The following is a 26,215-nucleotide window of genomic DNA, read 5'->3' as shown; positions in this document are numbered from 1 at the left end:
CGTTCATTTGAAAAGCCCTGATGCGCCGCTTGCCCTGATGCCGCTGCGCCGGATATAGCGGGGCATGCGTTTGATCATCCTGCCACTTTTGCTGTCGGCCTGTGCCAGTTTTCCCGAATTGGACGGGACGATCAGCGATACGGCACGGCAGGCACCCTACCCCCGGCTGGCGCCTTTGCCTGATATCGTTGACGGGGCCATGGACAGCAATATCGAAACAGAACTGGCCGCCCGCATCGCCGCGCTGAATGCCCGCGCTGAACGGTTGCGCCGCATAGACATCGCTGCGTTGCAGTAACCGCGCCTATTCGCTAGTACCGGATCAAAGCTCACAACGGATGGATTGCCCCACATGACCGAACCACTGCGCCTTGGAATTGCGGGGCTTGGCACCGTTGGTGTGGGGATCGTACGGATCATCCAGAAACATGCGGCCTTGCTTGAGGCGCGGTCGGGACGTCCGGTTGTGATCAGCGCCGTATCGGCCCGGTCGCGCACCAAGAACCGGGATGTGAACCTGTCGGATTATGACTGGGAAGACGACCCCGTAACGCTCGCAACACGCGAAGATATCGACGTGTTTGTCGAAGTGATGGGCGGCTCCGAAGGCCCGGCCAAAGACGCCACCGAAGCTGCAATCAGAGCAGGCAAGGACGTGGTCACTGCCAACAAGGCCCTTTTGGCAATCCACGGGCAGGCACTCGCCGAAGCGGCGGAAGTGGCAGGGCGCGTCATCCGGTTCGAGGCGGCTGTCGCTGGCGGCATCCCGGTGGTCAAGGCGCTGACAGAAGGACTGGCCGGAAACGAAATCACCCGCGTGATGGGCGTGATGAATGGCAGTTGCAATTACATCCTGACCCGGATGGAGGATGCAGGCCTGAGTTACGAGGCCGTCTTTGATGAGGCCAACCAGCTTGGCTATCTGGAGGCGGATCCGGAACTCGATGTTGGCGGGATTGATGCGGCGCACAAACTGGCGTTGCTGTCCTCCATCGCATTCGGGACGCAGGTGGATTTCGACGCGGTCGAGTTGGAAGGGATCGGGGCGATCACGATTGATGATATCCGGCAGGCGGCCGATATGGGGTTCAAGATCAAGCTTCTGGGTGTGGCCCAATTGACCGGGCGCGGGTTGGAGCAGCGCATGTCACCCTGTCTTGTCCCTGACACGTCACCTTTGGGGCAATTGCAGGGGGGAACCAATATGGTTGTGCTGGAAGGGGACGCGGTCAGCCAGATCGTACTGCGCGGCCCCGGCGCGGGCGAAGGTCCAACCGCCAGCGCTGTAATGGGCGATGTGATGGATATTGCGCGTGGGATGCGCCTGTCGACCTTTGGACAGCCCGCCAAGACCCTGCGCAAGGCCCGCGCCGCACGCGCCGCCGTGCCTGCCCCTTACTATCTGCGGATGCAACTGCTGGACAAGCCCGGCGCGCTGGCCAAGGTCGCCCATGCCTTGGGTGAGGCCGGGATTTCGATCAACCGGATGCGACAGTATGAACATGGCGACGCGACCGCACCGGTGCTGATCGTGACCCACAAGACAACACAAACCGCATTGGACGAGGCACTGGCCGATTTCAGGGCAACCGGCGTCGTCTCCGGCGATCCGGTAGCCATCCGGATCGAAGCCGTCTGAGGTGAGCGGATACAATAAATCTTCTAGAAGTTTTTTGGGACAACGATTTTTGCAAGAAAATCGTTTCGTTCACTGTAGGGAGACGACACCCTTTTCGGTCACGATCATGTCCAACACCTGATCGGTCTGTTCGAGCGGCAGGTTGTCATCCTCTTGCGCGGCATAGGCAAAACCGATGGCCAGCACAGAGCCGCGCTTGCGCAACCCCTCCAGCGTGCGATCATAAAAGCCGCCACCATAACCCAAGCGCCCCCCGCGCCTGTCAAACGCAACAAGGGGCACAATCACGATTTCCGGTGTCATCCACTCGCCGCTTTCGGGGATCATTGCACCAAATGTGCCGGGCACCATCGGGCAGTCCGGCTCCCAAATTCGAAACTGCAGGGGTTGCCCCGCACCCATGATCACGGGGACACCAACAGGTCCATGTGCCGTAGCCTCAGCCATGGCCGCCGCCGGATCGATTTCGGTTCGCATCGCCATGTAACCGGCCAACGGCACACCGCGATAGCCCGCCAGAACCTCGCTCAGATAACCCGCTGTCCCGCACCCCGCCTCATGCGCGGCCTTGCGCCGGGCAAAGGCGGCTTTGCGCGCGGCGGATTTATCCATCACAGCAGCCAAAGTGCTGCAAGGCCAAGGAAGGCAAAGAAACCAACCACATCCGTCACCGTCGTGACAAACGCGCCAGAGGCGAGCGCCGGGTCAATTCCAAACCGTTCGAGCAGAACGGGAATGACCGTCCCGGCGAGGCCCGCCACCGCCAGATTGATGACCATCGCCACCCCGATCACAACACCCAGCATCGGTGATCCAAACCAGATCACCCCGACCACGCCCATCACAACGGCAAAGAGCAGCCCATTGATCAGTCCAACCAACACCTCACGACGAATGACCCGCCATACATTTGCCGTGGTCAAATCGCGGGTTGCGATCGCACGCACAGCCACCGTCAGGGATTGTGTCCCGGCATTGCCACCCATCGACGCTACGATGGGCATCAACACCGCGAGGGCCACCAGCCCTGCAATCGTTTCCTCGAACAGCGCAATCACCATTGAGGCGAAGATCGCCGTCACCAGATTAACAGCCAGCCAGGGAAAGCGGCGGCGCGTTGTGGCAATCACCCGGTCGGACAGGCTGCCCTCACCCACACCGGCGAGGCGCAGAATATCCTCTTCCGCTTCTTCTTCCAGAAACGCCATGGCGTCGTCGATGGTGATCACACCGACGATCCGGTCGTCATCGTCAACCACCGGTGCCGTGATCATGTGATAGTGGTTGATCGCCTGCGCCACCTCTTCCACATCCTGCGCGACATGGAAGGTGCGGAATGTATCCTCCATCAGGTCACGCAACAGCATGTCGCGCGGATGGCTCAGAATCCGGCCCAGCGTGACATATCCCACCGCCTTCAGCCGCGGATCGACCAGGATGATGTGATAAAACTGATCCGGCAGAACAACGTCAGAGCGCAGGTAATCAATCGCCTCGCCCACCGTCCAGTGTTCCGGCGCGCGAACCAGCTCGGACTGCATGTGGCGGCCGGCAGATTCTTCAGGATAGGTCAGCGCCTGTTCGACAACCACCCGGTCGCCCGCATCGAGCGCGTCAAGAACCGCCTCTTGTTGGTCCTCGCCCAGATACTCGACCAGATCGACGACATCGTCGCTTTCCAGGTCGCGCACAGCCTCGGCCAGCTCAGCTGGGGCCAACTGCCCGATCACCTCTTCGCGCAGCTGCTCGTCCAGTTCGGACAGCGTGTCACCGTCCACGCCACCTTTCCAAACCGTTAGCAGGTCGCGACGACTGCGCGGATCAAGCTGCTCCAGCAGGTGGGCAATGTCGGCAGGGTGCAACGGGTCAAGCAGCGCATCGACCCATTCGGCGCCACCGGTGCGTACCGCCTCCATCACATCATTGATCAACCGATCCGTGATGCCAAAGGCTTCGTCTTCGTTGTTGTCCGATTGGTCTGTCATGCCGCCCCTCGTTGCACCTGCACCATAGCTTCTCGCGCGCCGCGCACAACGGCCATTGAGCGATTTACGCCCCCGCTGCCTCGCCATATGGTGCCGGGATGAGCAAGCATCTTCTCCTTGGCCAGACCTTAAGCTTTTCCGGCAATCCGCTGACTGAACACTGGGGTGATGTCACCGATTTTGACAGCGCTGGCGGTGTGTTGATCGATGGCGACAGAATCGCGGAGACCGGGAATGGTGCCGCCATGCAGGCGAAGTACCCGGACGCAGCCATCACCGATTATGGCGATGCTCTGATCAGCGCAGGCTTCGTCGATGCCCATATGCACTATCCGCAGACAGGGATCATCGCGAGCTGGGGCAAGCAGCTGATTGACTGGCTCAACACCTATACGTTCCCTGAAGAGGCGCGTTTCAGCGATCCGGCTTATGCCGATCAGATCGCAAACCGAACGCTGGATCTCGCTCTGGACCACGGCACGACAACCCTGACCAGTTTTTGCACCATCCATCCGACAAGTGTCGATGCGTTCTTTGGCGCGGCCGCCACCCGCAATATGGCTGTGGTGGCTGGCAAAACCTGCATGGACCGCAACGCGCCTGACGATCTGCGCGATACTGCGCAAGGCGCCTATGACGACAGCAAACGCCTGTTGAACGCCTGGCACGGCAAGGGCCGCGCGCAATACGCCATCACCCCTCGATTTTCGCCAACCTCAACGCCGGATCAACTCAATGCGCTGGGCGCGCTCTGGGCGGAATATCCTGATTGCCTGATGCAGACCCATCTCAGCGAGCAACTCCCGGAAATCGCCTGGGTGAAAGACCTGTTTCCAGACGCCCGCGATTATCTGGACACCTATGAAGCTTTCGGATTGCTTGGGGCACGGGGGCTCTACGGCCATGCCATCCATCTGGAGGACCGGGAGGTGGCGCGATTGCGTGAGGTTGGCGCGGCGGTCATCCATTGTCCGACGTCAAACACCTTCATCGGCTCGGGCCTGTTCGACTTGATGAGGCTGGCAAAGGCTGGCCTGCAGGTCGGTTTGGCGACCGATACAGGCGGTGGGTCGTCATTTTCCATGCTGCGCACGATGGCCGCCGCCTACGAAATTGGACAACTGCGCGGGACAGCATTACATCCCGCGCAACTGATGTGGCTGGCGACCGAGGGATCCGCGCGGTCGCTGCACATGAACGGCCAGATTGGCCATCTTGGCGCGGGGGCCATGGCGGATATCACGATTCTCGACCTTGCCGCGACCCCGGCCATCGCCCAACGCAGCCAGCAGGCACAGGATATCTGGGATGCACTTTTTCCCACGATCATGATGGGCGATGACCGATCCATTGCAGATGTGTGGATCGCCGGGCAGCGGTATCAGCGCGGTGAAAGCCAATGACGCGGGTAAGATCAATACTGATATCCACGCTGTTGCTGACGTGGCCTTTTGTAGTCGAAGCAGAAAGTACACGAATTGATGCTTACGGTTTCAGCATATTGCTGCCGGATGGATTTGCTGCGACGCAAAAGGATGGCGGGGTGCAGTTGGCGCAGACCGGCATGCGACGTACCGTTCAGCGGTTGGAGATTTTCACCCAGGATCAGCCATTTCAGACAGCCACGCGACAATTCACCCTGCGCGATGTGGCAGGCTTTGATCGCCCATTTCTTTTTGCAATTGAGCCGCTTGGCGCCGGGTCAGGCGGAACGGAATATAGGCTGACGGCAGTTGGAACGGACAACACAGGTCAGACCGTGGTGATGATCGCGCAGGACCAGTTGGAAATCGGCACGCCCAACTTTGCATTCGCGTGGGACGTATTGGCCAGCTATCAACCACGATAAATGCGCCAACGGCGCGACCTATTCCGCCAGCCGCGCGGCCAAGGCGTTCTGGCGGTTAATCACCTTGTCCAAATCAATTGTCTGCATTCGGCCATCGGCAACAACCTGATGGCCTTCCACAAACAAATCACGAACCTTCGCCGGACCGGCCAGAACCAGCGCGGCCGGATCCCACGACCCTGCATTCTCAACCGCCCTCGCATCCCACACCGCGATATCCGCCCGTTTGCCAACAGCAATCTGACCACAATCATCGCGCCCCAGCACAGCAGCCCCACCGCGCGTGGCGATCTCCAGTGCTTCGCGGGCGGACATGGCATCGGCCCCATTGGCAACCCGCTGTAACAACATCGCTTGCCGGGCCTCGGCCATCAGATTTCCCATATCATTGCTGGCCGATCCATCCACGCCCAGGCCGACGGACACGCCCGCATCGCGCATCTGCCGCAGCGGCGCGATGCCTGATCCAAGGCGGCAATTGGAACAGGGGCAATGGGCGACGCCTGTCTGCGTGCGGGCGAACAAATCAATCTCTTGCCCATTCAGTTTCACACAATGCGCATGCCAGACGTCATCGCCGACCCAGCCCAGATCTTCAGCATATTGTCCGGGACGGCAGCCGAATTTCTCGAGTGAATAAGCGATGTCCTCATCATTCTCGGCCAGATGTGTATGCAGCATCACACCCTTGTCACGGGCCAGAATTGCCGCATCGCGCATCAGATCACGACTGACGGAAAACGGACTGCACGGTGCCACGCCAACACGGGTCATCGCCCCGGGGCGCGGATCGTGAAACGCATCGATCACCCGAATGCAGTCTCCCAGAATGGCCCGCTCCGCTTCGACCAGACTGTCCGGCGGCAGGCCCCCGTCACTTTCGCCAATGCTCATCGCGCCGCGTGTGGCATGAAACCGCAAACCAACCTCAGCGGCGGCGGCAATCGTGTCATCCAGCCGTGCCCCATTGGGAAACAGATACAGATGATCCGAGGTCAGCGTGCAGCCGGACAGCGCCAGTTCCGCCAATCCGATCTGGGCTGACACGAACATCTCTTCCGGGCCAAACCGCGCCCAAATTGGGTAAAGACGCTGTAACCACCCAAACAACAGCGCGTCCTGCGCACCCGGCACCGCGCGGGTCAGGGTTTGATAAAGATGATGATGGGTATTGACGAGACCCGGTGTGATGATGGCCCCGGTGGCGTCAAAAACATCTGCATTTTCAGCGGGCAGATCAGCCTCAATGGCCGCGATCACGCCGTCGCTGATCAGAATGTCCGCGTTCGCCAGTTCGGATCGCGCGTCATCCATCGTCAGGATGACGGATGCATTGCGGATCAGCAGGTCAGGCATTTATCGCATCACGCAGCACCGCCAGAGCGGCGGCATGTATCTGGGCATTTGCCGCGGCCAGCGCACGACCACCTTCATGGGCCGGACCACCATCCCAATCGGTCACGACCCCGCCCGCTGCCTCTATCACGGCGATCGGGGCCTGAATATCGTAGGCATTCAACCCCGCCTCAATCACCAGATCGACCTGCCCTGCCGCCAGCAAAGCATAGCCATAGCAATCCATGCCATACCGGGTCAGTCGGGCCTGCGCAGAAACAGCCTGAAAGGCCTGCATCTCATCAGGTGTTCCAACTTCTGGAAAGGTGGTCAGCACCGTCGCATCGACCAGATCGCGAGTTGCCCGCGTCCGCAGTGGTAATAGGCCCAATGGCCCCATCATTTCCGCCAGGCCCAGCCCACCGGCAAATCGCTCACCGATATAGGGCTGATCAATCAGGCCGAAGATCGGGCCGTCCTTGTCCGCCACTGAAATCAGAACGCCCCAGGTCGGCGTACCACTGATATAGCCACGGGTCCCGTCAATCGGGTCAAGCACCCATGTCAAATCGCTGCTACCCTGAAAATGTCCGAATTCCTCGCCAAGAATGGAATCGTCCGGTCGTTCCCGGCCAAGAACATCCCGCATGGCCTGCTCGGCGGCGCGATCCGCTTCGGTCACCGGATCAAAGCCTTCGCCCAACTTGTTATCGGTCACCAGATCGGCCGTGCGAAAGTGGCGCAGAGTTTCAGGACGCGCCGCATCTGCCAGCAGATGGGCAACCCGTATCAGGTCGGCATTGAACGCTTTGTCTTTGAACACTGTGCCATTCCCATCCACACCGGCTGTCACCGTTTGCGGTAGCGCGGGGCAGATGGGATGGTCAAGCCCGTGTCAGGCTGCTTCGCTCAGCACCCGCGCCAGGTCAAAAAGGCGGCGACGCTGGTTTTCTGGAATTGCATAGTAAGACCGCAGAAGCTCCAACGCTTCCTTGTCGGTCAGGATATCACCCGGCATATCACTGTTGTTGCTGTCTGCCGGAGGTTGAGTATCGAGGCCTTCAAAGAAGAATGAGACAGGCACGTTCAACACCTTTGCGATGTCCCAAAGCCGCGATGCACTGACGCGGTTCATACCTGTTTCGTACTTCTGGATCTGCTGAAACTTGATACCAACTTTTTCCGCCAACTGCTGTTGGGTTGTGCCGCTCATCCAGCGGCGGTGACGGATGCGCTTACCTACATGTACATCTACCGGATGTTTCATTCGTTTATTTCCTTAGTTAGAAAGCACGCGGCAACATGTTGCCAGTGCCCGATGCAGCGTTTAGCGCTTGGTTGAATCTGCAAGCGCGTCCTGCTTGATGATGTGCATGACACCATTCAAGCGTAACACGCAACGGTTGCAGCAGCAGACCTGACCTTAAAGACAGGTTCATGATGACACTTTTTACGCGACCGGTCAAAGCCGGCATCCTTTCATCTGCTGCGATGATTGGGCGATAAGGGTTAATAAAGCCATACCAAGAAGGATTCGTTTATGCGCACATTTCAGGTTTCATCGTTCAATAACGCACCAGAGGTTACAAATGTTCCCGCTCCGACCGCAAAAAGGGGCGAGGTCATTTTAGATATCGAAGGGTGCGGTTTGAACTTCGCGGACCTGCTGATGGCCAATGGCACGTATCAGGACACGCCGACCCCGCCCTTCACACTCGGGATGGAGGTTTGTGGCACCGTCGTTGCACACGGCCCGGATGTGTCCACGCCGCCGATCGGAACCCGTGTGGCCGTCTTTGGGGGCAGCGGCGGCATGGCCGAACAGGGTGCGTTCCCGGCGGCGCTTTGCCGACCGGTGCCGGACAAAATGCCGTCAGAGGTCGCGGCAGGTTTCATGGTGGCTTACGGCACCTCTCACTTGGCTTTGAAACGGCGGGCGCAATTGCAGAACGGTGAAACGTTGCTGGTGCTGGGCGCAGCGGGTGGCGTCGGGCTGACCGCGGTTGAGATCGGCAAGGCGATGGGGGCCACCGTCATCGCCGTCGCGCGCGGCGCGGACAAGCTGGCCGTCGCAAAGAATGCGGGCGCGGATCACCTGATCGACAGCACAACCGACGACATCAAGGAAGCGGTCAAGGAGTTGGGCGGGGCCGATGTGGTTTACGATCCCGTCGGGGGTGACGCATTCAAGGCAGCGCTAGGGGCCTGCAACCGCGAGGCTCGGATCATCGTCATCGGATTTGCCAGCGGCAAGGTTCCTCCGATCCCGGCCAACATCATTCTGGTCAAGAACATCACGGTCATCGGGTTCTATTGGGGCGGCTACCTTGGCTTTCAGCCCAACGCGCTGATCGAGAGCTTGGGCGAATTGATGGAATGGTACGATCAGGGGCGCCTGCAGCCGCATATTAGCCATGTTTTACAATTGGATGACGCCGCTCAGGCGCTCGAACTGATGCGCAGCAGGCAGTCCACCGGCAAGGTGGTCATCACGCCGTGACCGGCACCCGCATGGTGTAAAACCCGTCCCGCACGAACTGTGACAGGTCGGCGACAACCGGCCCGTCATTGATCGATGCGCTATACATATTCACGTTAACCTCCAGCAGACGCGGCAGACTGCCACCATGATTGATCGCTTCAAAATGGTGCGACGCGGTGCCTTCCAGAATGGTGTGAACTGCCAGATCAGCGCTGACTGTGGCCTCGATTGTGCGTGTTGACTCGCTCTCGACGGCCATTTCCCAGGGGATTCCGACAGCATCCAGCCGCCGCTGCACGTATTGCCGAAATATGCAGCGCTGCTCAAAGGCAAGCCGCAAAGGGCGCTGTTTCCACGCCTGCCCGCCCGGCGCGCCAACCCAGATCAGCGGCACTTTGGCCAGTGTTTCGCCGCCAGTTCCAACGCTGTCTTCGGTCGTCAGGATGACGTCAATCTCCCCCCGATTGAATTGCTCGACAAGCTTTCTTGTAAAAGATGAAACCAGATGCACCCTGACCCTTGGATAGGCCGCCGCGAACCGGCGTAGCACCTTGGGAATGACCGGGTAAATAATGTCATGCGGCACGCCCAGCGTGACCTCGCCCTCAAACTCGATCGCGGTCAGTTTGCCATAGATTTCGTCGTTCAAGGCGAGCATCCGCCGGGCATAACTGAGCATCTGTTCACCCTGTGTTGTCAGGCCGATAGATCGTGCGGAGCGGTCGAGCAATGACACGTTCAGGGATTCTTCCAATCGTTTCAGCTGCATGGAAACAGCCGACTGCGTCAAGTTCAAAAGCCCTGCCGCCTTGGTCACACCGCCCGTGTCAGCAACGGCTACAAAAGATCGCAAAGCGGTCATATCCAGATTTCTCATTTCATCACCATAGCTGATACAAGACCCATCAAACATTCATTTTTATCATATGAGGTTCGCCGCTATATATCAAGTATTCTAATGATAACCACACAAACCATCACGAAAGGACAGGATATGATCACTGTCACGACTCAGGAATCCGTTAATGCGCGGTGCGGTGTGGCGCGGCCCGGGCTTTGGCGCCGTATTGGCCGCCTACTGGCCCTGTCCCGGCAGCGCCGCGCGCTCGCCCAGCTTGAGGACCACATGCTCAAGGACATCGGACTGACCCGTCATCAGGCTTATACAGAAGCACAAAAACGGGTTTGGGACGCCCCCGCCAGTTGGCGGGACTGATCACGAAACAAGCGGACCTGCGACATTCCCGCCCAAAACGATCAGATTTAATGATCTTGGTGCCGCGCGCCCTTGAAAACGTGCGGGTTTGTGCCAATATCACGCGCAAGGATGCCGGCTCGCGGCGCCACTGTTATATCTGGAGGTCTAAATGGCTCAATACGAGACAATGAAAACGGTCGGCGGGGTCCGCGCGGCCGCTATTGATGAGGGCTTGCGCGCTCATATGAACAAGGTCTACGGCACAATGTCCGTGGGCATGCTGATAACCGCCGTGGCGGCATGGGCAATTGCCGGTCTTGCGGTCACAAGCGATCCGACAAATGCGACTTACGCTCTGCGTGATGGCCAGTACCTGACCGGGCTTGGCGTGGCGCTTTATGCCAGCCCGCTGCGCTGGGTTATCTTCTTTGCACCTCTGGCCTTTATCCTGTTTGGCTGGGGCGCATTGCTGCAACGAGGTTCGGCGGCGGCTGTACAGCTTGGCTTCTTTGCCTTCGCTGCGGTCATCGGTGTATCGTTCAGCTCGATCTTTCTGGTCTACACGCCCTACTCGATCACGCAGACCTTCCTGGTCACCGCAATCGCCTTTGCCGGTCTCAGCCTTTATGGCTACGTGACCAAAAAGGATCTGGCGCCGATGCGGACGTTCCTGATCATGGGTGTGATCGGTCTTCTGGCTGCAATCATCGTGAACCTGTTCCTGCAGTCTGACGCGATGATGTTCGCGATCGCCTCGATCGGTATCGTGTTGTTCGCCGGATTGACCGCTGCTTACACGCAGCAGATCAAAAACACCTATGTGGAGCATGCAGCTGCCGCAGATCAGGAGTGGATGGACAAAGCCGCCTTCGACGGCGCGCTCAGCCTCTACATCTCGTTCCTGAACATGTTCCAGTTCCTGCTCTATTTCATGGGACAGGAATAACCGGACTTCCGGCGATAAGAATACGAAAGGGCGGGTCATCCCGCCCTTTTTTGTGACTATTGGAAGCATCTCAGGCCGCTGCATCTAATGGGTCTGCTGTGCCCACTGGCTCAGCATCTTGTCAAAGCCGCTCAACAGCGCGCGATGTTCCTCTTGACCATTTTCGGTATTGAGCACGTCACACCGACCCTGCGTCTCGGCAGCGGCAGCGGGACGGCTTGTGGTTTCGCCCAACCTCACATGTACCATCGAAAAAGCGGCCATTCCCAAAGCTGATTGAATCTGCGGAACTTTCATCAGACATCGCCAATTTCAGATAGGCTCAAGAGTTAACGAGCGCAAAACGCCGGTGGGTCAGCCCAGAACTGGCGATCCCGGAAGGACTCGAACCCTCAGCCTGCTGATTAGAAGTCAGCTGCTCTATCCAGTTGAGCTACGGGACCGCTCCGCGCTGGTATGGCGCGAGAGGCAAACCCATTGCAAGTGGCCAGGCTCACTTTTTCTGTAAGGCTTTCTCGATGGCCTCAAGCCGGGCGATGATCTCTGTCCGGTATTCATCAGTCGCGGCATTGCTTTCCTCGGCATGGGCGTCCTGCATCGAATTCACAATCAGACCGACCAGCAGGTTCACCACGGCAAATGTCGTGACCATGATGAAGGGGACGAAGAAACCCCAGGCGTATGGGTAAACCTCCATCACCGGGCGGACGATGCCCATGGACCAGCTTTCCAATGTCATGATCTGGAACAGCGTATAGGCTGATTGCCCCAGGCTGCCGAACCATTCAGGAAAGGACGCACCGAACAGTTTGGTCGCCATCACCGCCCCGATATAGAAGATGATCGCCATCAGCACGAACACCGATCCCATACCGGGCAAAGCAGTGACAAAACCTTCAACAACCCGGCGCAAGCGCGGGGCGACAGAGACAAGGCGCAACACCCGCAAGATGCGCAACGCGCGCAGAACCGAAAAACCGGCGGATGCTGGTACAAGTGAAATGCCCACAATCGCCAGATCGAACAGGTTCCAGCCATTCCGGAAAAACCGGGTGCCATAGGCAAAGAGCTTCAACAGTATTTCGACAACAAAAAACGCTAAACAGGCGGTATCGAGCGCCAGGATTAATGGACCAGCCTCGGCCATCAGTGTCTCGGACGTTTCCATCCCCAGAATACCGGCATTGAAAAGAATGACGCCAATGATCAGCCCGCCAACCGTGGGATGCTCAACAAAAGCAGCGGTGCGCGCGCGCAAAGACATCAATGGCTCTCAGAAATGGCAGCTGCCGGGTGGCTCAATGTGTCCAGGCGCCGCGTCGGTTGGTGGCAAAGTTCTCGCCATACCCGCCGGGGCGAATATTGGCTTTGCGGGGCTTGGGTTCCTGAACGATGAAATCAATGCCCTTTTCGCGGGCGTAATCAATCGCATCTTCCTTGCTGTCAAATGTCAGCTTGACCTGCGCCTGTGTATCGGCGGATGAGGTCCAGCCCATCAACGGATCAACCTCGCGCGCTGTTTCGGCCACATGTTCCAGCACCCAATGCTTGGTCTTGGCCGTGCCCGAGGACATGGCGGTCTTGGCTGGTTTGTAGATTCGTGCACGCATCATCGTCTCCGTTCCGCTGGCTCCTATATGTGCAAAAGGTGAAGGTTTCGCAAGCACCGCTTACGCCCATTCACCCCCGCGCATGACCGGCACCCGGTCGCCAGTTTTGGTGATCCCATCAATATCCACCGCATCCGATCCCATCATCCAATCCACATGGATGATGCTTTGGTTGCCACCTTTCTGTTTCAATTCTTCCGGTGACAGGACCGATCCACCCTCAATCGCATCGGCATAACACTGGCCCAGTGCGATATGGCAGGATGCGTTTTCATCAAAGAGCGTGTTGTAGAACAAAGTGCCCGACTGGCTGATCGGGCTGGAATGCGGTACCAGTGCCACCTCGCCAATGCGGCTGGACCCATCATCGGTCTTCAACAGTTCGCGCAACACATCCTGTCCCTTGCTGGCCGTCGCCTCTACAATCCGGCCCGCCTCGAAACGGACAGCGATATCTTCGATCACACTGCCCTGATGGGCCAGCGGTTTCGTGGCTGCGACCGTACCCTCGACCTTATAGGCATGGGGGCAGGTAAACACTTCTTCGGTGGGTATGTTCGGCTGACACACCACACCGTTCAGCGCAGGCGACGCCCCGCCTTTCCAGATATGACCCTCCGCCAGACCCAGATGCAGGTCTGTGCCGGGGCCGGTATAGTGCAATGCGCTGAAACTCTGGGCGTTCAGCCAATCGACGCGTTCCTTCAGCCGCGCCGTATGGGCCTCCCAATTGGCAACCGGATCATCCCCATCCAGCCGGGAGGCGGCATAGATGGCGTCCATCAGCTTGCCCTGCGCTTCCTCGACAGGCAGGTCGGGATAGACCTGCGCGGCCCAGCCCGGGGTTGGATAGGCCACGATGTTCCAGTTCACCTCGAACCCTACAATCGGGTCCATCGCCGGTTTCCGGGCAATTGCAGTTGCTTTGCTGACGCGGGCCACCTTGTGAGGGTCCGCGCCGGCCAGCAGCATCGGGTCCTCTCCGGTGATTGCCATGCGGGCCGCCCCTTCCTTGAAGGCCTGGCCGAGACCTTCAAAAAACCAACCCGGCGCACGATCAAAACTCGCATCATCACCATGTTCGAACCGGGCGAGGGTCACCGCATCATCAGTCAAAAACGGCAAAACCTGCCCGGCACCAGCCTTGTAGGCATGCGCAGCAATGCGGCGCACCAGCGGCAAGGTATCCACAGGCGCCGTGATAATCAAATCCTGCCCGCGTTTCAGATTGACACCAATCCGCACGGCAACTTCAGCGAGACGGTCAAGTTTTTCTGGATCAATATGGTCCGACATCGGGGCACCTCATTCATTGGATTGGCCCGAACCTATGGGTTACAGGGCCAAGGTCAACCAACGCCGTATTTCGGCCGATCCGAACTCAAAGCGGTTCGGGGACGGGCAGTCTTCAACAAAAAGGTTTACCGGCCGCCGAAGAGGCATCTACTATGAAGATACCCGACGGCATTCCGCCTCGTCCGGGATCGTGCAACTTGCCGGTATCAAGGCAAGGCGCAGACCCTCTCATATCTCCCCACAACTCTGAGGCCATGAAAAATGATTTCAGCCGAATACTGCCGCCTGTCTGCGCGCTACAACAGCTGGCAAAACAACGCGCTCATCACCGCAGCTGATGGATTGACCCATGCCGCCCGCTGGATAGATCGCGGTGCATTTTTCAGATCCATTGCAGCGACCCTGAACCACCTCTATTGGGCCGATGCCCTTATGCTTGAGCGCATCAAGGGCAATGAACGCCCACAGAACACGATCACACATTCGCTCAGCAGCCCATCCGACTGGGCCGAATTCAAAGAGTTGCGCGGCAGGCGAGATGCAGAAATCGAAAAATGGGCAACGCGCCTTACCAATACAGACCTGCATGGTCGCGCCGCTTGGTATCCGCTTGACGGTTCAGAACGGGTTCAAATGACCAAGGCGATCTGTGTCATACAGTTGTTCAATCACCAAACGCACCATCGGGGGCAGATACATGCCATGCTCGCTGCGGCGGGGGCCACCACCGACCCAACGGACATTCTGGCGATGCCGCAAGAAATAGACATCCGCGCGCGCTGACGAGCGTCCAAATGAAAAGGCCCACCCAAACCGGGTGAGCCCCAAATCACGCGGTGCAAACCGCTACTGAACGCGGGTCCAGGTGCCGCCGTCCCGGCAGATGCCAAACACACAACCGGACACGGCGAGGGAGTTCCCGCTCAGTTGCAGACGCGAATTGTAGGTCTTGTCACGATCCGGCGAATACACCTTGCCGCGGTACTCGCCACCACCACGGGCAACGGTCTCCGAGATAATCGTGCTCCCGGTCAGGTCTGATGAAACCTCGCTTCCGGAGGAATCAAACGACCGCACGAGGGTTCCGCACAACGTAGGCCCACAAGGGGCCACCTGAATATGTCCGAAATTGCCATTGTCATCGCGCGACGTCTGCCAGACGCCTTCCAGCGGATCAGCAAAGGCTGCCCCGGCGATGCTTATGGCCGCAATCGCTGTCATCAATATCTTCTTCATATGTCGTATCCCCATTGGTTTTGCAGTCAGCATGCGCGCTCAGCCTGCAACCGATCAAGTCTTACGTTAGGTCGCGGTGATGGCGTTGCATTCCCCCCGACCGCATGCATAAACACCCCAGACAGATGAAGAAGGCCTAAACATGATCCTTTATCCCGCCATTGACCTCAAAGACGGCAACGCGGTGCGGTTGGTGCATGGGGATATGGATCAGACGACCGTGTTCAACGATGATCCGGCGGCGCAGGCGCGGGACTTTGTCGATGCGGGCTGCGAGTGGTTGCATCTGGTGGACCTGAACGGCGCATTCGCCGGTGAGCCGGTGAATGCCGCCCCGGTCGAGGCCATCCTGGCCGCCTGTCCGGTCCCGGCCCAGCTTGGCGGCGGCATCCGCGACATGGCCACGATTGAACGCTGGCTGGACAAGGGCCTCGCCCGCGTGATCCTTGGCACCGTCGCCGTCGAAAACCCCGATCTGGTCCGGGAAGCGGCCAAGGCCTTTCCCGGACAGGTCGCCGTTGGGCTTGATGCGCGCAATGGCAAGGTCGCCACCCGCGGCTGGGCCGAGGAAACCGAAATCATGGTCACCGATCTGGCCAAATCGTTCGAGGACGCAGGGATCGCGGCCATCATCTATACCGACATTTTGCGTGACGGCGCCATGAAAGGCCCCAACATCAACGCCACAGCGGCCCTCGCCCGCGCCGTCACAATCCCGGTCATTGCCTCTGGCGGGGTATCGTCGCTGCACGATCTGACCGCGCTGAAAGATACCGGCGTCATATCCGGCGCGATTTCGGGCCGCGCGCTCTATGACGGGGCATTTGATCTGACCGAAGCCCTGAAGCTGCTGAAGGATTAGCCATGCCCGATGTCCGCGCCACCGATCTGCCCGAGGTCAGCGAACTGCACGCCAGGCGCGTACCGGGAGATTTTCTGGATTGCTACAGCGTCCCCTCTGATCTGAACCCACGACAAGCAGGCGAGGTCATCACCGATTTCCCCGGCTGGGCACAGTTTCTGCTGCTGATCCGGCGGATTGTGACAGCCCCTTTCGGGCTGGACAATGACGGGCCACAGGTGACCGACAAGATCGGTATCTTTCCTGTCGAAAGCGAAACGGAAACCGAGCTGATTGCCGGGTTCAACGACAAACATCTCGATTTCCGGGTCTCGGTCCTGCAGCATGACGGCCAGGTCAGCCTCGCCACATGGGTATCACCCCATAATATCGGCGGGCGGCTTTATCTCGCGGCCATCATGCCATTTCATATCGCCATCGCGCGCAACGCGCTCGCGCGGGTGGCGCGCGTCTAATTCGCGCTCATCGCCTTGTCGGTCAGCGCATTCAGCGCGCCATTCACCTTGGCCACGACTTCGGCATCCGGCGCGATATCCAGACCTGCAAACAAATCTTCTGCCGGGGTCCACGTCATCTGTGTATTGCCGTCAGCATCCTCATAGGCCAGCACCCGCAGCGGCAGGACCAGACCTGCACGCAGATCATCCTCCATCGCCAAGGTGCCCAGCGCTGGATTGCCAAAGATCAGCAGTGTCGCATCCGGGATCGACTTGCCGACGCTCTCGGCCCCGGCAGCATGATCGACACGGGCAAACACGGTGGCCCCTGCCCCGGTCACGGCCGCCTCCAATCCATCAATGGTTTCTGCCACCGACAAAGGTGAGGATTTGACCACATTTTCGGCCATGGCCGTGCTCGAAAGCCCGATCAGGGCGGTCGCAAGAAGGTTTTTCATAAAGTGCTCCCATTTCCAGTTCCAGACACCTATCACCACCCTCTTCCCATTTCGCCCCATTCCGCCTAGACCTCACAGCATGTTGAAAACACGGATCATCCCCTGTCTGGACGTGGCCGAAGGCCGGGTCGTGAAAGGCGTGAATTTCGTCGATCTGGTGGATGCGGGCGACCCCGTTGATGCAGCCATCGCCTACAACGCCGCAGGCGCGGATGAGCTGTGTTTCCTCGACATCATGGCAACCGAAGAAAACCGGGGCACCATGTTCGACCTTGCCACGCGCACGGCCGAACAGTGCTTTATGCCGCTCACAATTGGCGGCGGAGTGCGGACCCACTACGATGTGCGCGATCTGCTGTTGGCCGGAGCGGACAAGGTCAGTTTCAACTCAGCCGCTGTCGCTGATCCCAACGTGGTGACCGAGGCCGCTATGCGGTTCGGGTCGCAATGCATCGTCGTGGCCATCGATGCCAAAACGGTGGCTCCCGGCAAATGGGAGATCTTTACCCATGGCGGCAGACGCGAAACCGGCATAGACGCGGTGGAGTTCGCCAAAACCGTGGTAGAAAAAGGCGCCGGGGAAATCCTGCTCACCTCGATGGATCGGGACGGCACAAAATCCGGCTTCAACCTGCCACTGACCCGCGCCATTTCCGATGCCGTAGATGTACCTGTCATTGCCTCTGGCGGCGTTGGCACACTCGATCACCTCGTCGAAGGGGTGACCGAAGGCGGCGCATCTGCGGTCCTCGCCGCCTCAATCTTCCATTTTGGAACCTACACAATCGGCGAGGCCAAGGCCCATATGGCCGCCCACAACATCCCGGTGCGGCTATGACGCTCAACGACCTCGCCACCCTGATCGCATCCCGCAAAGGGGCCGATCCCGACAGCAGCTGGACCGCCAAGTTGCTGAGCCAAGGCCCCGAAAAATGCGCCGAAAAATTTGGGGAAGAGGCTATCGAGGCTATCATCGAAGCCGTCAAAGGCGACAAGGCCAAATTGGCATCAGAGGCCGCCGATGTGCTCTACCACCTTCTGGTCATGGTGACCGCACGTGATGTGACACTGAACGACGTCATGGCGGAACTGGAAAAACGTCAGGGCCAGTCTGGCATCGCGGAAAAAGCATCACGCTGAAACCGGACCCGTCGACTTCTTTCTTCCCAAAATACTCCGGGGTGAGGCCGCAGGCCGAGGGGCAGCGCCCCTCACAACTTCGACGAAATGATGCCGGTGTTGAACCCGCCCATGCGTAATTCACCAAACAGGCGCTGATACTCGATCTTGGGGCAGCGGTTCTGCACGACATCCACGCCACGGGCCCCGGCCATAGCCGCCGCATCCGCATTCTCCACCCCGATCTGCATCCAGACCATCTGCAAATTCGGCCATCGGGCCAATGCGGCTTCAACAATCGGTGGCACGGCTTCTGATCTCCGGAAAATATCAACCATGTCCACATCATCCGGCACATCGGCCACATCAGCATAAACCGTCTCACCCAGCAGGGTTTGCCCGGCCAGCCCCGGATTGACGGGAATAACGCGAAAGCCCTTGAGACCCAGATAGCGGGCAACGTAATAGCTGGGCCGCACCTGATTGGCTGACACACCAACCACCGCAATGGTCTTTGTGCGTCGCAGGATGGCGCGCAGGAAATTATCTGAATACGTCATAAGCCAAACGTTACCGTATCACCGGCCAATAAAAAAGCGCCCGGAAAAGACCGGGCGCAAGTTGTGGAACGAGGGACAGTGAGTTGAGATGCACGCGTTCCAACGCACATCTCCACACAATGAGATATGAACAGAAATCGCGGGAAAGAAGGGGCGTTCAGGCAAATGTGAACAGCCGTCAACTCAGCCATTCAAGACTGACGACCAGTTCTGATCGGCCATACGAATATGGGTCGCCGGATCGCTCAGCCACCGCTCTCGGGCCGCCATTGAGTGATTGAGGTAAAGGCGATCTTCGTGGATTGCCCACGCCTCTGGATCAGAAGGGGCCAGAACACCCTGAGTCAGGGCCATGGCGCAATAGCCGCCATATTGTGGGGCAAAGGCACGTGGGTTCCGCTCAAACGTATCGCGGCTCGCCGGGCTTTCAAAACACCACACAGCACCACGCCACATCACTGTCAGACCGGCATGACCGGCCACAACCTTACCCTTGCGGAAATATGCCACGGGGTCCGACCCGCCGAGCGCCAACCCATGTTGGGAAAAGACGACAGGCGTTTCGGCCAGCAGTTGAGGCGCAATAAACGGCGTAGCAAGCAATGAGCCTATGACGGCCCGGCGGGTAAGCATCTGACAGGTCCCGACAGTTGAGGGTTGCGTGGATCATACCGTCAAATGTAGGCGGAATGGTGTCCTGCAAAGCCTCCTCGCCAAGGCGTGACAAACAGTGAAATCATGTTTCAGTCGAAAATGTCTTCCAGTTCATCCCAGATTTCCTCAAAGACCTTGCGCAGCAAACCCTTGCTTTTCTTGCGCTTTCGATACTTCGCCGGGCGGGCATAATGGCCCCTTTCAGGGGCTGATCTATGGTCCGGGCGGGTGGGCGTCGCCGCAGGCGCGGTTACCCGATCCGGCTCGGATCGTAACATTTTCATCGCCCGCAGCGGGGCACCACAATTGCTGCACGCCAATTCATGACGAGATCGGCCGCGCAGCACCAGCGCCGCCCGCGTTCCGCAATAACAACATGTCGCAATCTTTGTGGCAGCCATAACCCTGTCTTTCGTCAGCCTCTGGCTGCATATAGGGCGACCGCGGCCGCATTTGAGACATTGAGCGACCCAAACGCCCCAACCGCGTCAATACGCACCAGCGCATCACAGGTCTCGCGGGTCCTTTCACGCAATCCCGGCCCTTCAGCCCCCAGCACAAGTGCGACGGCACGGTCGCGTCGGCCCTCCAAGGCGGTATCAATAGTCTGGTCGGCCTCACCATCCAGACCCAGTAAAAGATAGCCCATATCCTTTAACGCCGTCATCGTATCCGCCAGATTGCGCACCCGCAGATAAGGCTGACGCTCGAGCGCGCCACTCGCCGTCTTGGCGAGCGCGCCGGTCTCTGGCGCGGCATGGCGCTGCACAGCGATGACAGCGCGCGCGCCGAATACCTCGGCCGAACGCAAAATAGCCCCGACATTATGCGGATCCGTCACGCGATCCAGCAACACAAGGCGCGGCGGCATTGGTCCGTCGCCAAGGGCAATGTCCTCCAAAGACCCCCAATTCAAAGGCTTGACCTCCAGAGCCGCCCCCTGATGGACCGATTGCGGGTCCAGCGGCGCGGCAAACTTGCGCGGATCGGAAATCTCAGGCTCCAGACCGCTTTGGGCAACCACATCGCCCAGACGTTCCAGCGCATTGCGGGTCACCACCAGACGCAATTTCTCCCGCGCAGGGTTCTCAAGCGCATCACGGACCGCGTGCAGACCAAACAGCCACACCGTCTCATTGGCCGCGACACGCTTGGCCTGCTCCTTGGCAATGACCCATTTGGGTTTTTTCATCTTCATTCCTATCTGCACCGGTTTGCGTGGGGCGATATAGCACCGGCACCGGGCTGTGAAGAGGATGAGGCGAATCCAGCACTTTTGCTGTTGACGCACCATGGGGCCGCAGGTAATCAGCCCGTCAGTGGGCGACAGGCCGCAAGGTGTGGCAGGGGACTGTAACTCCCTCGCGGAGACGCACGCCTGGTTCGATTCCAGGGTCGCCCACCATTAATAGTACATGTCCGACGATCTTGGCATCGCGGATAAACATCGAAATCATGGCGGTTCAACCAATGCGCCCCAGATTTCCTTCTGATCAACTATATTCTCAGCCTTGTACTCACGACCCAGCTTTTCATGAACCATCCTTAGGACGCGCATGATCGGCTTCCAGGTTCAGTTCTTCGATCAAAGCCCATGATCACTGTATTGCACGGCACGGAATACTTGAGTTTCAAGCAATCCAGATTTACGCCGGTGCTATTCAGGATGCGACGGCGCCTTGCCTGATGGCGCCACATAGGGCCGTGTGACATCGCGCAGGATAGCCTCCAGCGCTTCCACCTCCAGCCCGATCACGCCGTCACCCGCGAGGGTCAGTTCGATCCGCCCAGCCCCGTCTTTACCGGGCTGGAACGCGATGGAGAGGAGCGAAAACACCATGTCGGGGTCGGATTTATCAACGCCCTGGCTTTGCACCTTCATCACATCCTCGAACGCCAGAACCGCCTGCACCCGTTCAAAGGTGCGGCGGCGCCCCGTCTGATTGGCGGCATCCTCCCACCGGAACCGGTTGAGCAGGATGGCAAAGCGGCGCGCCTTGCGATCCCAGCGCATTTCTGAGGCCGGAAAGACCGCATCCTGCACGAGAGCGGCCAGAACAGTCAGATCATCTGCGTCCAGCGCCTTGAGGCGCAGCGGCGCCTCGCGCCCGTCCTCGAACCTTGCATCTTCGGTCATGATCCCGCGATCCGTTCAATCTGTGCGCCGACAGCGCCCAGTTTTTCCTCAACATGTTCATAACCGCGATCAAGGTGATAGACACGGCTGACCACGGTTTCGCCTTCGGCCGCCAGACCGGCCAGGATCAGCGAGACAGACGCCCGCAGGTCGGTGGCCATCACGGGCGCCCCTTTCAGCCGGTCCACGCCGTGGACGGTTGCGGTGCCGCCATGCACCTCAATCTCGGCCCCCATGCGCACCAGTTCGGGGGCGTGCATGAAGCGGTTTTCAAATATCTTTTCTTCCAGAACAGACGTGCCTTCGGCGGTGCAAAGCATGGCCATCATTTGCGCCTGCAGGTCAGTGGGGAAGCCGGGGAAAACCTCGGTTGTCACATCTACCGCCCGGGCCCGCCCATTGCTGCGGCTGACCTTCAGCCCATCGGCGGTCTCTGCCACCTCAACCCCGGCGGCGTGCAGTTTTTCGACGAAGGACCCGACCAGGTCCAGCCGCCCGCCGATACATTCGACCTCGCCTCCGGCAAAGACAGGCGCCAGCATATAAGTGCCCAGTTCGATCCGGTCGGTGACAACAGGGTGCGTGGCGGCCCCTAGACGATCCACGCCTTGAATGGTGATGGTGCTTGTGCCCTCGCCGTCGATCTGCGCCCCCATGCGCCGCAGGCATTCGGCAAGGTCCACGATTTCGGGTTCGCGCGCCGCATTTTCGATTACCGTGGTCCCTTTGGCCAGGGTTGCGGCCATCAGCACGTTTTCGGTCGCCCCGACAGAGGCAAAGCGTAAGGGTACCTTGGCCCCTTTCAGCCCGCCCTTGGCAGTGGCGTGCAGATAGCCGTCTTTCAATTCGATCTCGGCCCCCATCGCCTCAAGCGCGGTGACGTGGATATCCATGGGCCGTGCCCCGATAGCGCAACCGCCGGGCAGTGAGACAACGGCCTGATGATGGCGCGCCAGAAGCGGTCCCAGCACAAGGTTCGATGCGCGCATCTTGCGCACGATATCGTAGTCGGCGGTGGTCGAGGTCATGGCATGTGACGACAGGACTTGCACCTTGCCGTCCTGCAACGCGGTCACTTCGACCCCCAGCGACTGCAACAGTTCCGTCATCGTCTTGATGTCGGACAGACGCGGCGCATTGGTCAGCGTCAGCGGTTCTTCGGAAAGCAGCGTTGCCGGCATCAGCGCCAGTGCTGCGTTCTTGGCCCCCGCAATCTGAATCTTACCCTTGAGCGGCGTGCCACCCTTGACCATGATTGAATCCATGCCTGCCTACTCTTTCTCTTTTTTATTGGCCTCGGCGGCCCGCGCGCGGGTCTGCGCCTTGCGTTTGGCCATATTGGCCTTGAGCGCCGCCTTCAACCGCTCCTCGCGGCTGGTGGCGGTCTTTGCTTTCTTGTTCTTGTCGTTCATGGCGTCCCTGTTAGCAACAAGGGCAAAAACCGTCCAGAGAGGGCTTGCACCAATTGGCGTTTGGGTCTAATTCCCCGCCTCACGGATGCTGTGGTAGCTCAGTGGCAGAGCACACCCTTGGTAAGGGTGAGGTCGAGAGTTCAATCCTCTCTCACAGCACCATCCCTTCCCCTTGAAATCAGATGGCGGATTTGTGTGTCAGGTCTTTGCGTCGCCGCATCTGTCCGGTCATCCATGTCCGGAAACGTTGTTCAACGAACGTGTAACTCAGCCACGATGCAGCGTATGTCAGCCCGCACATTGCCAGCACCAGCCACAGGTCATTGCTGCGCGAGATGTCCATATGTGCGCCGACCGCAACCAGCACGGGGACGTGGAACAGATACGTGCTGTATGACAGATCCCCCAGATGCACCACAAAGCGCCCCAGCCCACGTGACAGCAGGGCAAAGACATCCTCGGCCACGACGAAACCCAACACCAGAGCCACCGAGACAATCATGTCGTAGCCGTGAAACCGCAGTTTCATGGCGGCAAGGGCCGTGATCGCGCAGAGTGTGGCCAGCCCATAGCGCAAGACAAACCCTTTCTCGGGCAGGCGCAGGAATTGGACCCCGACCAAATAGATCAGCAGTCCAAAGGCGAATTCATAGAGCAGAAAACTGTTCGGGATGGCCCCCAGATGGAAGACCGCCCGGCTGAAAAGCGGCAAGGCAAAGACCAACACCACCGTGATCAGCACCGCCCGGCGGTTATTGATCAACAGCCCGATGGCCAGAAGCAGATAAAAGAACATCTCGAAATTCAAGGTCCAGCCGACAGTCAGGACAGGGAACACCCCCAGCCCGGACACATGCTGGTGGGGGATGAACAGGAAGGAATAGAGCAGATCACGCCAGCTTGTTCCCTGCAGAAACGCGATGCCGCCCCAGTTGTACTGCGACAACACGATCAACAGGACAATAGTCGCCAGCCAATAGGCCGGCACGATCCGGGTGATCCGATCGAGGACAAAGCGTGCGGCCGTGTTTTGGCGCCGCGTCATGGAAAACGCCATGATAAACCCGCTGAGCACAAAAAAGATGTCCACGCCGAGGCTGCCGTAATAGGCGAAGACCTTTTCTGCGGCATTTTCGGGTTGGAAGTCGCGAAAGACCTGAACGTAGTGGTGGAACACCAGCATCCATGCAGCAAGGGCACGCAAATACTGAAGCGAATAAAATCGGTTGGTCATATCAAAATGCTTAATAAAAATCTAACATTAGCATTTTTTTTACTGAAATGCCACTCTGCACGATCCGAGAACGCGATCGCCCTGCTGTCTGGCCGTATCACGACTTACCCGGCCTTGGTTGACGACGCTGAAACCGGTCGCCACAGTGCCGGAAACAACATCTCAGTGGGGAGAGATCATCATGCGATCCAGAAACTTGATGTGGTCGGCTGCTTTGGCCGCCGTAGTGGCGACTGCAGGCAGCGCTGCCATGGCCGAAACCTTTCGATGGGCGGCGACGACGGACCCGCAAACGATGGACCCGCACGCGGTGAATGCCGCCCCCGTTCTGTCGTTTCTCAACAATGTCTATGAGGGGCTCGTCCGCCGTGGTCGCGATATGTCGATTGAACCTTCGCTGGCGACCTCGTGGACCCCGCTGGAGGGGGAGAATGGCTGGCGTTTCACATTGCGCGAGGGTGTGACGTTTCATGATGGTGCGGCGTTTACCGCCGAGGACGTGCTGTTTTCCTATCAGCGCGCGTCAGACGAGGCGTCAGACGTCCGGTCGTGGTTTGCTCCGGTCGCCGATGTGCGGGTTGTTGATGAATTCACCATTGAATTCGTCACAAATGCCCCGAACCCACTGTTTCCTGACAGTATCGCGAACTTCATGATCCTTGATAGTGGCTGGGCGGAAGCCAATGATGCCGCCCTGCCCGCCCGCGACGCAGAGAATTATGCGACCCGCAACACCAACGGCACCGGCCCATTCACGGTGGCCAGCCGTGACCCTGGGGTTGAGACCCGGTTGGTGCCGCATGACGGCTGGTGGGATACGGATCGGGGCAATGTGACAGAGGCGGTGCTGACACCGATCGGCAATGCCGCAACCGGGCTGGCCGCGCTTTTGTCGGGTGAGATTGATTTTATCGAGCCTGTTCCGTTGCAGGATGTGGCCCAAGTGGAAGGCCGGGACGGTTTCAAGGTCATCGAGGGCGAGGAAACCCGCGTGATCATGTTCGGCTTTGGTCATGAACATGACACGCTGCTTTATTCGTCCGATGTCACCGACGCCAACCCGTTCACCGACCCGCGTGTGCGCCTTGCCGCTGCCCATGCTATCAATATCGATGCCATCGACCGCGTCGTGATGCGTGGCAAAATCGATGCGGCGTCGCAATTGGTGCCCGCCGGTATTTCGGGCTATTCGGAGACGAATGCCGATCGTCCCGCCTATGACCCCGATCGGGCGCGCGAATTGCTGGCCGAGGCGGGTTATCCTGACGGGTTTTCCTTTGGCCTGAAATGCACCAATGACCGCTATATCAATGATGAAGCCCTGTGTCGGGCTGCTGCATCGATGTTTGCCGCTGTGGGGATGAATGCAGAACTGACGACGGTACCCGTTCGGAACTATTGGGAGCAGCTGCGCGCGGATGATTTCGATATGTATCTGCTGGGCTGGTCGCCGGGCACGTTTGATGCCGAACATCCAATCCGGTTTTTGCTGCATTCACAGGATGATGAAAAGAAGCTGGGGTCGTGGAACTTTGGCAATTACTCCAACGCCCGCGTGGACGAGTTGCTGCCGCAGATCCAGCAGGAGCTGGTCCCCGCAACCCGTCAGAGTCTTATCGATGAGATTGTAGCGATCACGCAGGAAGAAGTCGCCTATATCCCGCTTTATGTGCAGCCGCTGATCTGGGCGATGCAGGACAATATCGACGTGACCCAACGCGCCGACAACTTCTTCATGCTCCGCTGGGTGAGTGTGAACTAAAGCC

At 58.9% G+C, this 26,215-nt stretch carries 33 protein-coding genes and 3 tRNA genes; 15 read left to right on the top strand and 21 right to left on the bottom strand.

The genetic code is table 11. The annotated features are described in order from the left end of the window. Window positions 1-64 precede the first annotated feature (64 nt). Window positions 65-298 (top strand): hypothetical protein, encoded by a 234-nt coding sequence (locus tag ACFWW4_RS09340; RefSeq protein ID WP_411890595.1) that lies wholly within the window; start codon window positions 65-67, stop codon window positions 296-298. Window positions 299-352: 54 nt separating this feature from the next. Beyond that, window positions 353-1,639 carry a homoserine dehydrogenase gene (locus ACFWW4_RS09335; RefSeq protein WP_411890594.1) on the top strand — a complete coding sequence of 429 codons (1,287 nt, stop codon included), beginning with the start codon at window positions 353-355 and terminating at the stop codon, window positions 1,637-1,639. A 69-nt stretch (window positions 1,640-1,708) separates the two neighbouring features. Here ACFWW4_RS09335 and ACFWW4_RS09330 read toward each other — a convergent pair whose 3' ends face one another. Next, the gene (locus tag ACFWW4_RS09330) at window positions 1,709-2,251 is read right to left on the bottom strand and encodes a 5-formyltetrahydrofolate cyclo-ligase (RefSeq protein ID WP_411890593.1); all 543 of its coding nucleotides are present in this window, start codon (window positions 2,249-2,251) and stop codon (window positions 1,709-1,711) included. After that, entirely contained in the window at window positions 2,251-3,624 is a 1,374-nt protein-coding gene (gene mgtE / locus ACFWW4_RS09325; RefSeq protein WP_411890592.1) for a magnesium transporter, read from the bottom strand. The genes ACFWW4_RS09330 and mgtE overlap by 1 nt, the downstream gene beginning before the upstream one ends. A gap of 98 nt (window positions 3,625-3,722) precedes the next feature. Here mgtE and guaD point away from each other — a divergent pair, with 98 nt between their 5' ends. Together guaD and ACFWW4_RS09315 are read left to right on the top strand one after the other, a co-directional pair. Continuing rightward, a complete protein-coding gene (gene guaD / locus ACFWW4_RS09320) occupies window positions 3,723-5,027 on the top strand; it encodes a guanine deaminase (RefSeq protein WP_411890591.1) in 1,305 nt (434 codons plus the stop codon). Next, the gene (locus ACFWW4_RS09315) at window positions 5,024-5,473 is read left to right on the top strand and encodes a Tsi3 family protein (RefSeq protein WP_411890590.1); all 450 of its coding nucleotides are present in this window, start codon (window positions 5,024-5,026) and stop codon (window positions 5,471-5,473) included. Before guaD ends, ACFWW4_RS09315 begins: the two co-directional genes overlap by 4 nt. A gap of 18 nt (window positions 5,474-5,491) precedes the next feature. On the opposite strand, the gene ACFWW4_RS09310 is transcribed toward ACFWW4_RS09315, so the two are convergent. The 3 genes from ACFWW4_RS09310 to ACFWW4_RS09300 all read right to left on the bottom strand — a co-directional run bounded on the left by ACFWW4_RS09310 (window position 5,492) and on the right by ACFWW4_RS09300 (window position 8,075). Then, complete coding sequence (locus ACFWW4_RS09310) at window positions 5,492-6,829, bottom strand: 8-oxoguanine deaminase (protein ID WP_411890589.1); 1,338 nt, start codon at window positions 6,827-6,829, stop codon at window positions 5,492-5,494. Next, window positions 6,822-7,631 (bottom strand): histidinol-phosphatase, encoded by an 810-nt coding sequence (hisN, locus tag ACFWW4_RS09305; protein WP_411890588.1) that lies wholly within the window; start codon window positions 7,629-7,631, stop codon window positions 6,822-6,824. Before hisN ends, ACFWW4_RS09310 begins: the two co-directional genes overlap by 8 nt. A 72-nt stretch (window positions 7,632-7,703) precedes the next feature. Next, window positions 7,704-8,075: a helix-turn-helix domain-containing protein gene (locus tag ACFWW4_RS09300; RefSeq protein ID WP_393928284.1), complete on the bottom strand. Its 372-nt coding sequence runs from the start codon at window positions 8,073-8,075 to the stop codon at window positions 7,704-7,706. Between the two features lie 273 nt (window positions 8,076-8,348). Between ACFWW4_RS09300 and ACFWW4_RS09295 the strand changes: the two genes are divergently transcribed. Beyond that, entirely contained in the window at window positions 8,349-9,308 is a 960-nt protein-coding gene (locus ACFWW4_RS09295; RefSeq protein WP_411890587.1) for an NADPH:quinone oxidoreductase family protein, read from the top strand. Here the strand turns inward: ACFWW4_RS09295 and ACFWW4_RS09290 are convergent. Continuing rightward, window positions 9,298-10,167: a LysR family transcriptional regulator gene (locus tag ACFWW4_RS09290; RefSeq protein ID WP_411890586.1), complete on the bottom strand. Its 870-nt coding sequence runs from the start codon at window positions 10,165-10,167 to the stop codon at window positions 9,298-9,300. The genes ACFWW4_RS09295 and ACFWW4_RS09290 overlap by 11 nt on opposite strands. 117 nt (window positions 10,168-10,284) lie before the next feature. On the opposite strand from ACFWW4_RS09290, the gene ACFWW4_RS09285 reads away from it, so the two are divergent. After that, a complete protein-coding gene (locus ACFWW4_RS09285) occupies window positions 10,285-10,506 on the top strand; it encodes a DUF1127 domain-containing protein (protein ID WP_411890585.1) in 222 nt (73 codons plus the stop codon). Between the two features lie 151 nt (window positions 10,507-10,657). Then, entirely contained in the window at window positions 10,658-11,434 is a 777-nt protein-coding gene (locus ACFWW4_RS09280; RefSeq protein ID WP_393928288.1) for a Bax inhibitor-1 family protein, read from the top strand. Window positions 11,435-11,518: 84 nt separating this feature from the next. Here ACFWW4_RS09280 and ACFWW4_RS09275 read toward each other — a convergent pair whose 3' ends face one another. The 5 genes from ACFWW4_RS09275 to ACFWW4_RS09255 all read right to left on the bottom strand — a co-directional run bounded on the left by ACFWW4_RS09275 (window position 11,519) and on the right by ACFWW4_RS09255 (window position 14,340). Further along, window positions 11,519-11,731, bottom strand: a complete 213-nt coding sequence (locus ACFWW4_RS09275; RefSeq protein ID WP_411890584.1) for a hypothetical protein — start codon at window positions 11,729-11,731, stop codon at window positions 11,519-11,521. Window positions 11,732-11,800: 69 nt separating this feature from the next. Further along, window positions 11,801-11,877: transfer RNA gene (locus ACFWW4_RS09270), tRNA-Arg, on the bottom strand. Window positions 11,878-11,927: 50 nt separating this feature from the next. Then, window positions 11,928-12,698: an ion transporter gene (locus ACFWW4_RS09265; protein WP_411890583.1), complete on the bottom strand. Its 771-nt coding sequence runs from the start codon at window positions 12,696-12,698 to the stop codon at window positions 11,928-11,930. 34 nt (window positions 12,699-12,732) lie between these two features. Further along, a complete protein-coding gene (locus ACFWW4_RS09260; protein ID WP_393930554.1) occupies window positions 12,733-13,044 on the bottom strand; it encodes an ETC complex I subunit in 312 nt (103 codons plus the stop codon). A gap of 60 nt (window positions 13,045-13,104) precedes the next feature. After that, entirely contained in the window at window positions 13,105-14,340 is a 1,236-nt protein-coding gene (locus tag ACFWW4_RS09255; RefSeq protein WP_411890582.1) for an aminopeptidase, read from the bottom strand. A 261-nt stretch (window positions 14,341-14,601) separates the two neighbouring features. Here ACFWW4_RS09255 and ACFWW4_RS09250 point away from each other — a divergent pair, with 261 nt between their 5' ends. Further along, window positions 14,602-15,123: a DinB family protein gene (locus ACFWW4_RS09250; RefSeq protein ID WP_411890581.1), complete on the top strand. Its 522-nt coding sequence runs from the start codon at window positions 14,602-14,604 to the stop codon at window positions 15,121-15,123. A gap of 63 nt (window positions 15,124-15,186) precedes the next feature. Here ACFWW4_RS09250 and ACFWW4_RS09245 read toward each other — a convergent pair whose 3' ends face one another. Then, a complete protein-coding gene (locus ACFWW4_RS09245; protein WP_411890580.1) occupies window positions 15,187-15,576 on the bottom strand; it encodes a DUF2147 domain-containing protein in 390 nt (129 codons plus the stop codon). 142 nt (window positions 15,577-15,718) lie between these two features. Between ACFWW4_RS09245 and hisA the strand changes: the two genes are divergently transcribed. Both hisA and ACFWW4_RS09235 read left to right on the top strand, forming a co-directional pair. Further along, on the top strand, window positions 15,719-16,438 hold the full coding sequence (gene hisA / locus ACFWW4_RS09240; RefSeq protein WP_411890579.1) for a 1-(5-phosphoribosyl)-5-[(5-phosphoribosylamino)methylideneamino]imidazole-4-carboxamide isomerase: 720 nt from the start codon (window positions 15,719-15,721) through the stop codon (window positions 16,436-16,438). Window positions 16,439-16,440: 2 nt separating this feature from the next. Further along, complete coding sequence (locus ACFWW4_RS09235; protein ID WP_411890578.1) at window positions 16,441-16,893, top strand: DUF2867 domain-containing protein; 453 nt, start codon at window positions 16,441-16,443, stop codon at window positions 16,891-16,893. Here the strand turns inward: ACFWW4_RS09235 and ACFWW4_RS09230 are convergent. Beyond that, complete coding sequence (locus ACFWW4_RS09230; protein WP_411890577.1) at window positions 16,890-17,333, bottom strand: DUF302 domain-containing protein; 444 nt, start codon at window positions 17,331-17,333, stop codon at window positions 16,890-16,892. The genes ACFWW4_RS09235 and ACFWW4_RS09230 overlap by 4 nt on opposite strands. Window positions 17,334-17,412: 79 nt before the next feature. On the opposite strand from ACFWW4_RS09230, the gene hisF reads away from it, so the two are divergent. Together hisF and ACFWW4_RS09220 are read left to right on the top strand one after the other, a co-directional pair. Continuing rightward, a complete protein-coding gene (hisF, locus tag ACFWW4_RS09225) occupies window positions 17,413-18,171 on the top strand; it encodes an imidazole glycerol phosphate synthase subunit HisF (protein WP_411890576.1) in 759 nt (252 codons plus the stop codon). Continuing rightward, a complete protein-coding gene (locus tag ACFWW4_RS09220; protein WP_411890575.1) occupies window positions 18,168-18,473 on the top strand; it encodes a phosphoribosyl-ATP diphosphatase in 306 nt (101 codons plus the stop codon). The genes hisF and ACFWW4_RS09220 overlap by 4 nt, the downstream gene beginning before the upstream one ends. A 71-nt stretch (window positions 18,474-18,544) precedes the next feature. Here the strand turns inward: ACFWW4_RS09220 and ACFWW4_RS09215 are convergent, their stop codons facing one another. From ACFWW4_RS09215 to rlmB, 4 genes are all read right to left on the bottom strand, one after another. Then, window positions 18,545-19,012, bottom strand: a complete 468-nt coding sequence (locus ACFWW4_RS09215) for a CoA-binding protein (protein WP_411890574.1) — start codon at window positions 19,010-19,012, stop codon at window positions 18,545-18,547. A 183-nt stretch (window positions 19,013-19,195) separates the two neighbouring features. Then, complete coding sequence (locus ACFWW4_RS09210; RefSeq protein ID WP_411890573.1) at window positions 19,196-19,645, bottom strand: YHS domain-containing (seleno)protein; 450 nt, start codon at window positions 19,643-19,645, stop codon at window positions 19,196-19,198. A gap of 110 nt (window positions 19,646-19,755) precedes the next feature. After that, window positions 19,756-20,067: a hypothetical protein gene (locus ACFWW4_RS09205; RefSeq protein ID WP_411890572.1), complete on the bottom strand. Its 312-nt coding sequence runs from the start codon at window positions 20,065-20,067 to the stop codon at window positions 19,756-19,758. 14 nt (window positions 20,068-20,081) lie between these two features. Next, window positions 20,082-20,858: a 23S rRNA (guanosine(2251)-2'-O)-methyltransferase RlmB gene (gene rlmB, locus ACFWW4_RS09200; RefSeq protein ID WP_411890571.1), complete on the bottom strand. Its 777-nt coding sequence runs from the start codon at window positions 20,856-20,858 to the stop codon at window positions 20,082-20,084. 129 nt (window positions 20,859-20,987) lie between these two features. Here rlmB and ACFWW4_RS09195 point away from each other — a divergent pair. Continuing rightward, a tRNA-Tyr gene (locus ACFWW4_RS09195) sits at window positions 20,988-21,071 on the top strand. Window positions 21,072-21,323: 252 nt separating this feature from the next. Here the strand turns inward: ACFWW4_RS09195 and ACFWW4_RS09190 are convergent. The 3 genes from ACFWW4_RS09190 to ACFWW4_RS09180 are packed head-to-tail and all read right to left on the bottom strand — an operon-like array spanning window position 21,324 to window position 23,215. After that, the gene (locus tag ACFWW4_RS09190; protein WP_411890570.1) at window positions 21,324-21,803 is read right to left on the bottom strand and encodes a DUF2948 family protein; all 480 of its coding nucleotides are present in this window, start codon (window positions 21,801-21,803) and stop codon (window positions 21,324-21,326) included. Continuing rightward, window positions 21,800-23,068, bottom strand: a complete 1,269-nt coding sequence (gene murA / locus ACFWW4_RS09185) for a UDP-N-acetylglucosamine 1-carboxyvinyltransferase (protein ID WP_411890569.1) — start codon at window positions 23,066-23,068, stop codon at window positions 21,800-21,802. Before murA ends, ACFWW4_RS09190 begins: the two co-directional genes overlap by 4 nt. A gap of 6 nt (window positions 23,069-23,074) precedes the next feature. Further along, entirely contained in the window at window positions 23,075-23,215 is a 141-nt protein-coding gene (locus tag ACFWW4_RS09180) for a hypothetical protein (protein WP_411890568.1), read from the bottom strand. A gap of 87 nt (window positions 23,216-23,302) precedes the next feature. Between ACFWW4_RS09180 and ACFWW4_RS09175 the strand changes: the two genes are divergently transcribed. After that, window positions 23,303-23,377: transfer RNA gene (locus ACFWW4_RS09175), tRNA-Thr, on the top strand. 16 nt (window positions 23,378-23,393) lie between these two features. Here the strand turns inward: ACFWW4_RS09175 and ACFWW4_RS09170 are convergent. After that, window positions 23,394-24,449, bottom strand: coding sequence for an acyltransferase family protein (locus ACFWW4_RS09170; RefSeq protein ID WP_411890567.1), 1,056 nt, complete (start codon window positions 24,447-24,449; stop codon window positions 23,394-23,396). Between the two features lie 181 nt (window positions 24,450-24,630). Between ACFWW4_RS09170 and ACFWW4_RS09165 the strand changes: the two genes are divergently transcribed. After that, window positions 24,631-26,211, top strand: coding sequence for an ABC transporter substrate-binding protein (locus ACFWW4_RS09165; RefSeq protein ID WP_411890566.1), 1,581 nt, complete (start codon window positions 24,631-24,633; stop codon window positions 26,209-26,211). The last annotated feature ends 4 nt before the right edge of the window (window positions 26,212-26,215 follow it).

Source organism: Yoonia sp. SDW83-1 (assembly GCF_046762885.1).
Classification (GTDB): Bacteria; Pseudomonadota; Alphaproteobacteria; order Rhodobacterales; family Rhodobacteraceae; genus Yoonia.
This window is presented reverse-complemented; position numbering and strand designations above follow the sequence as displayed.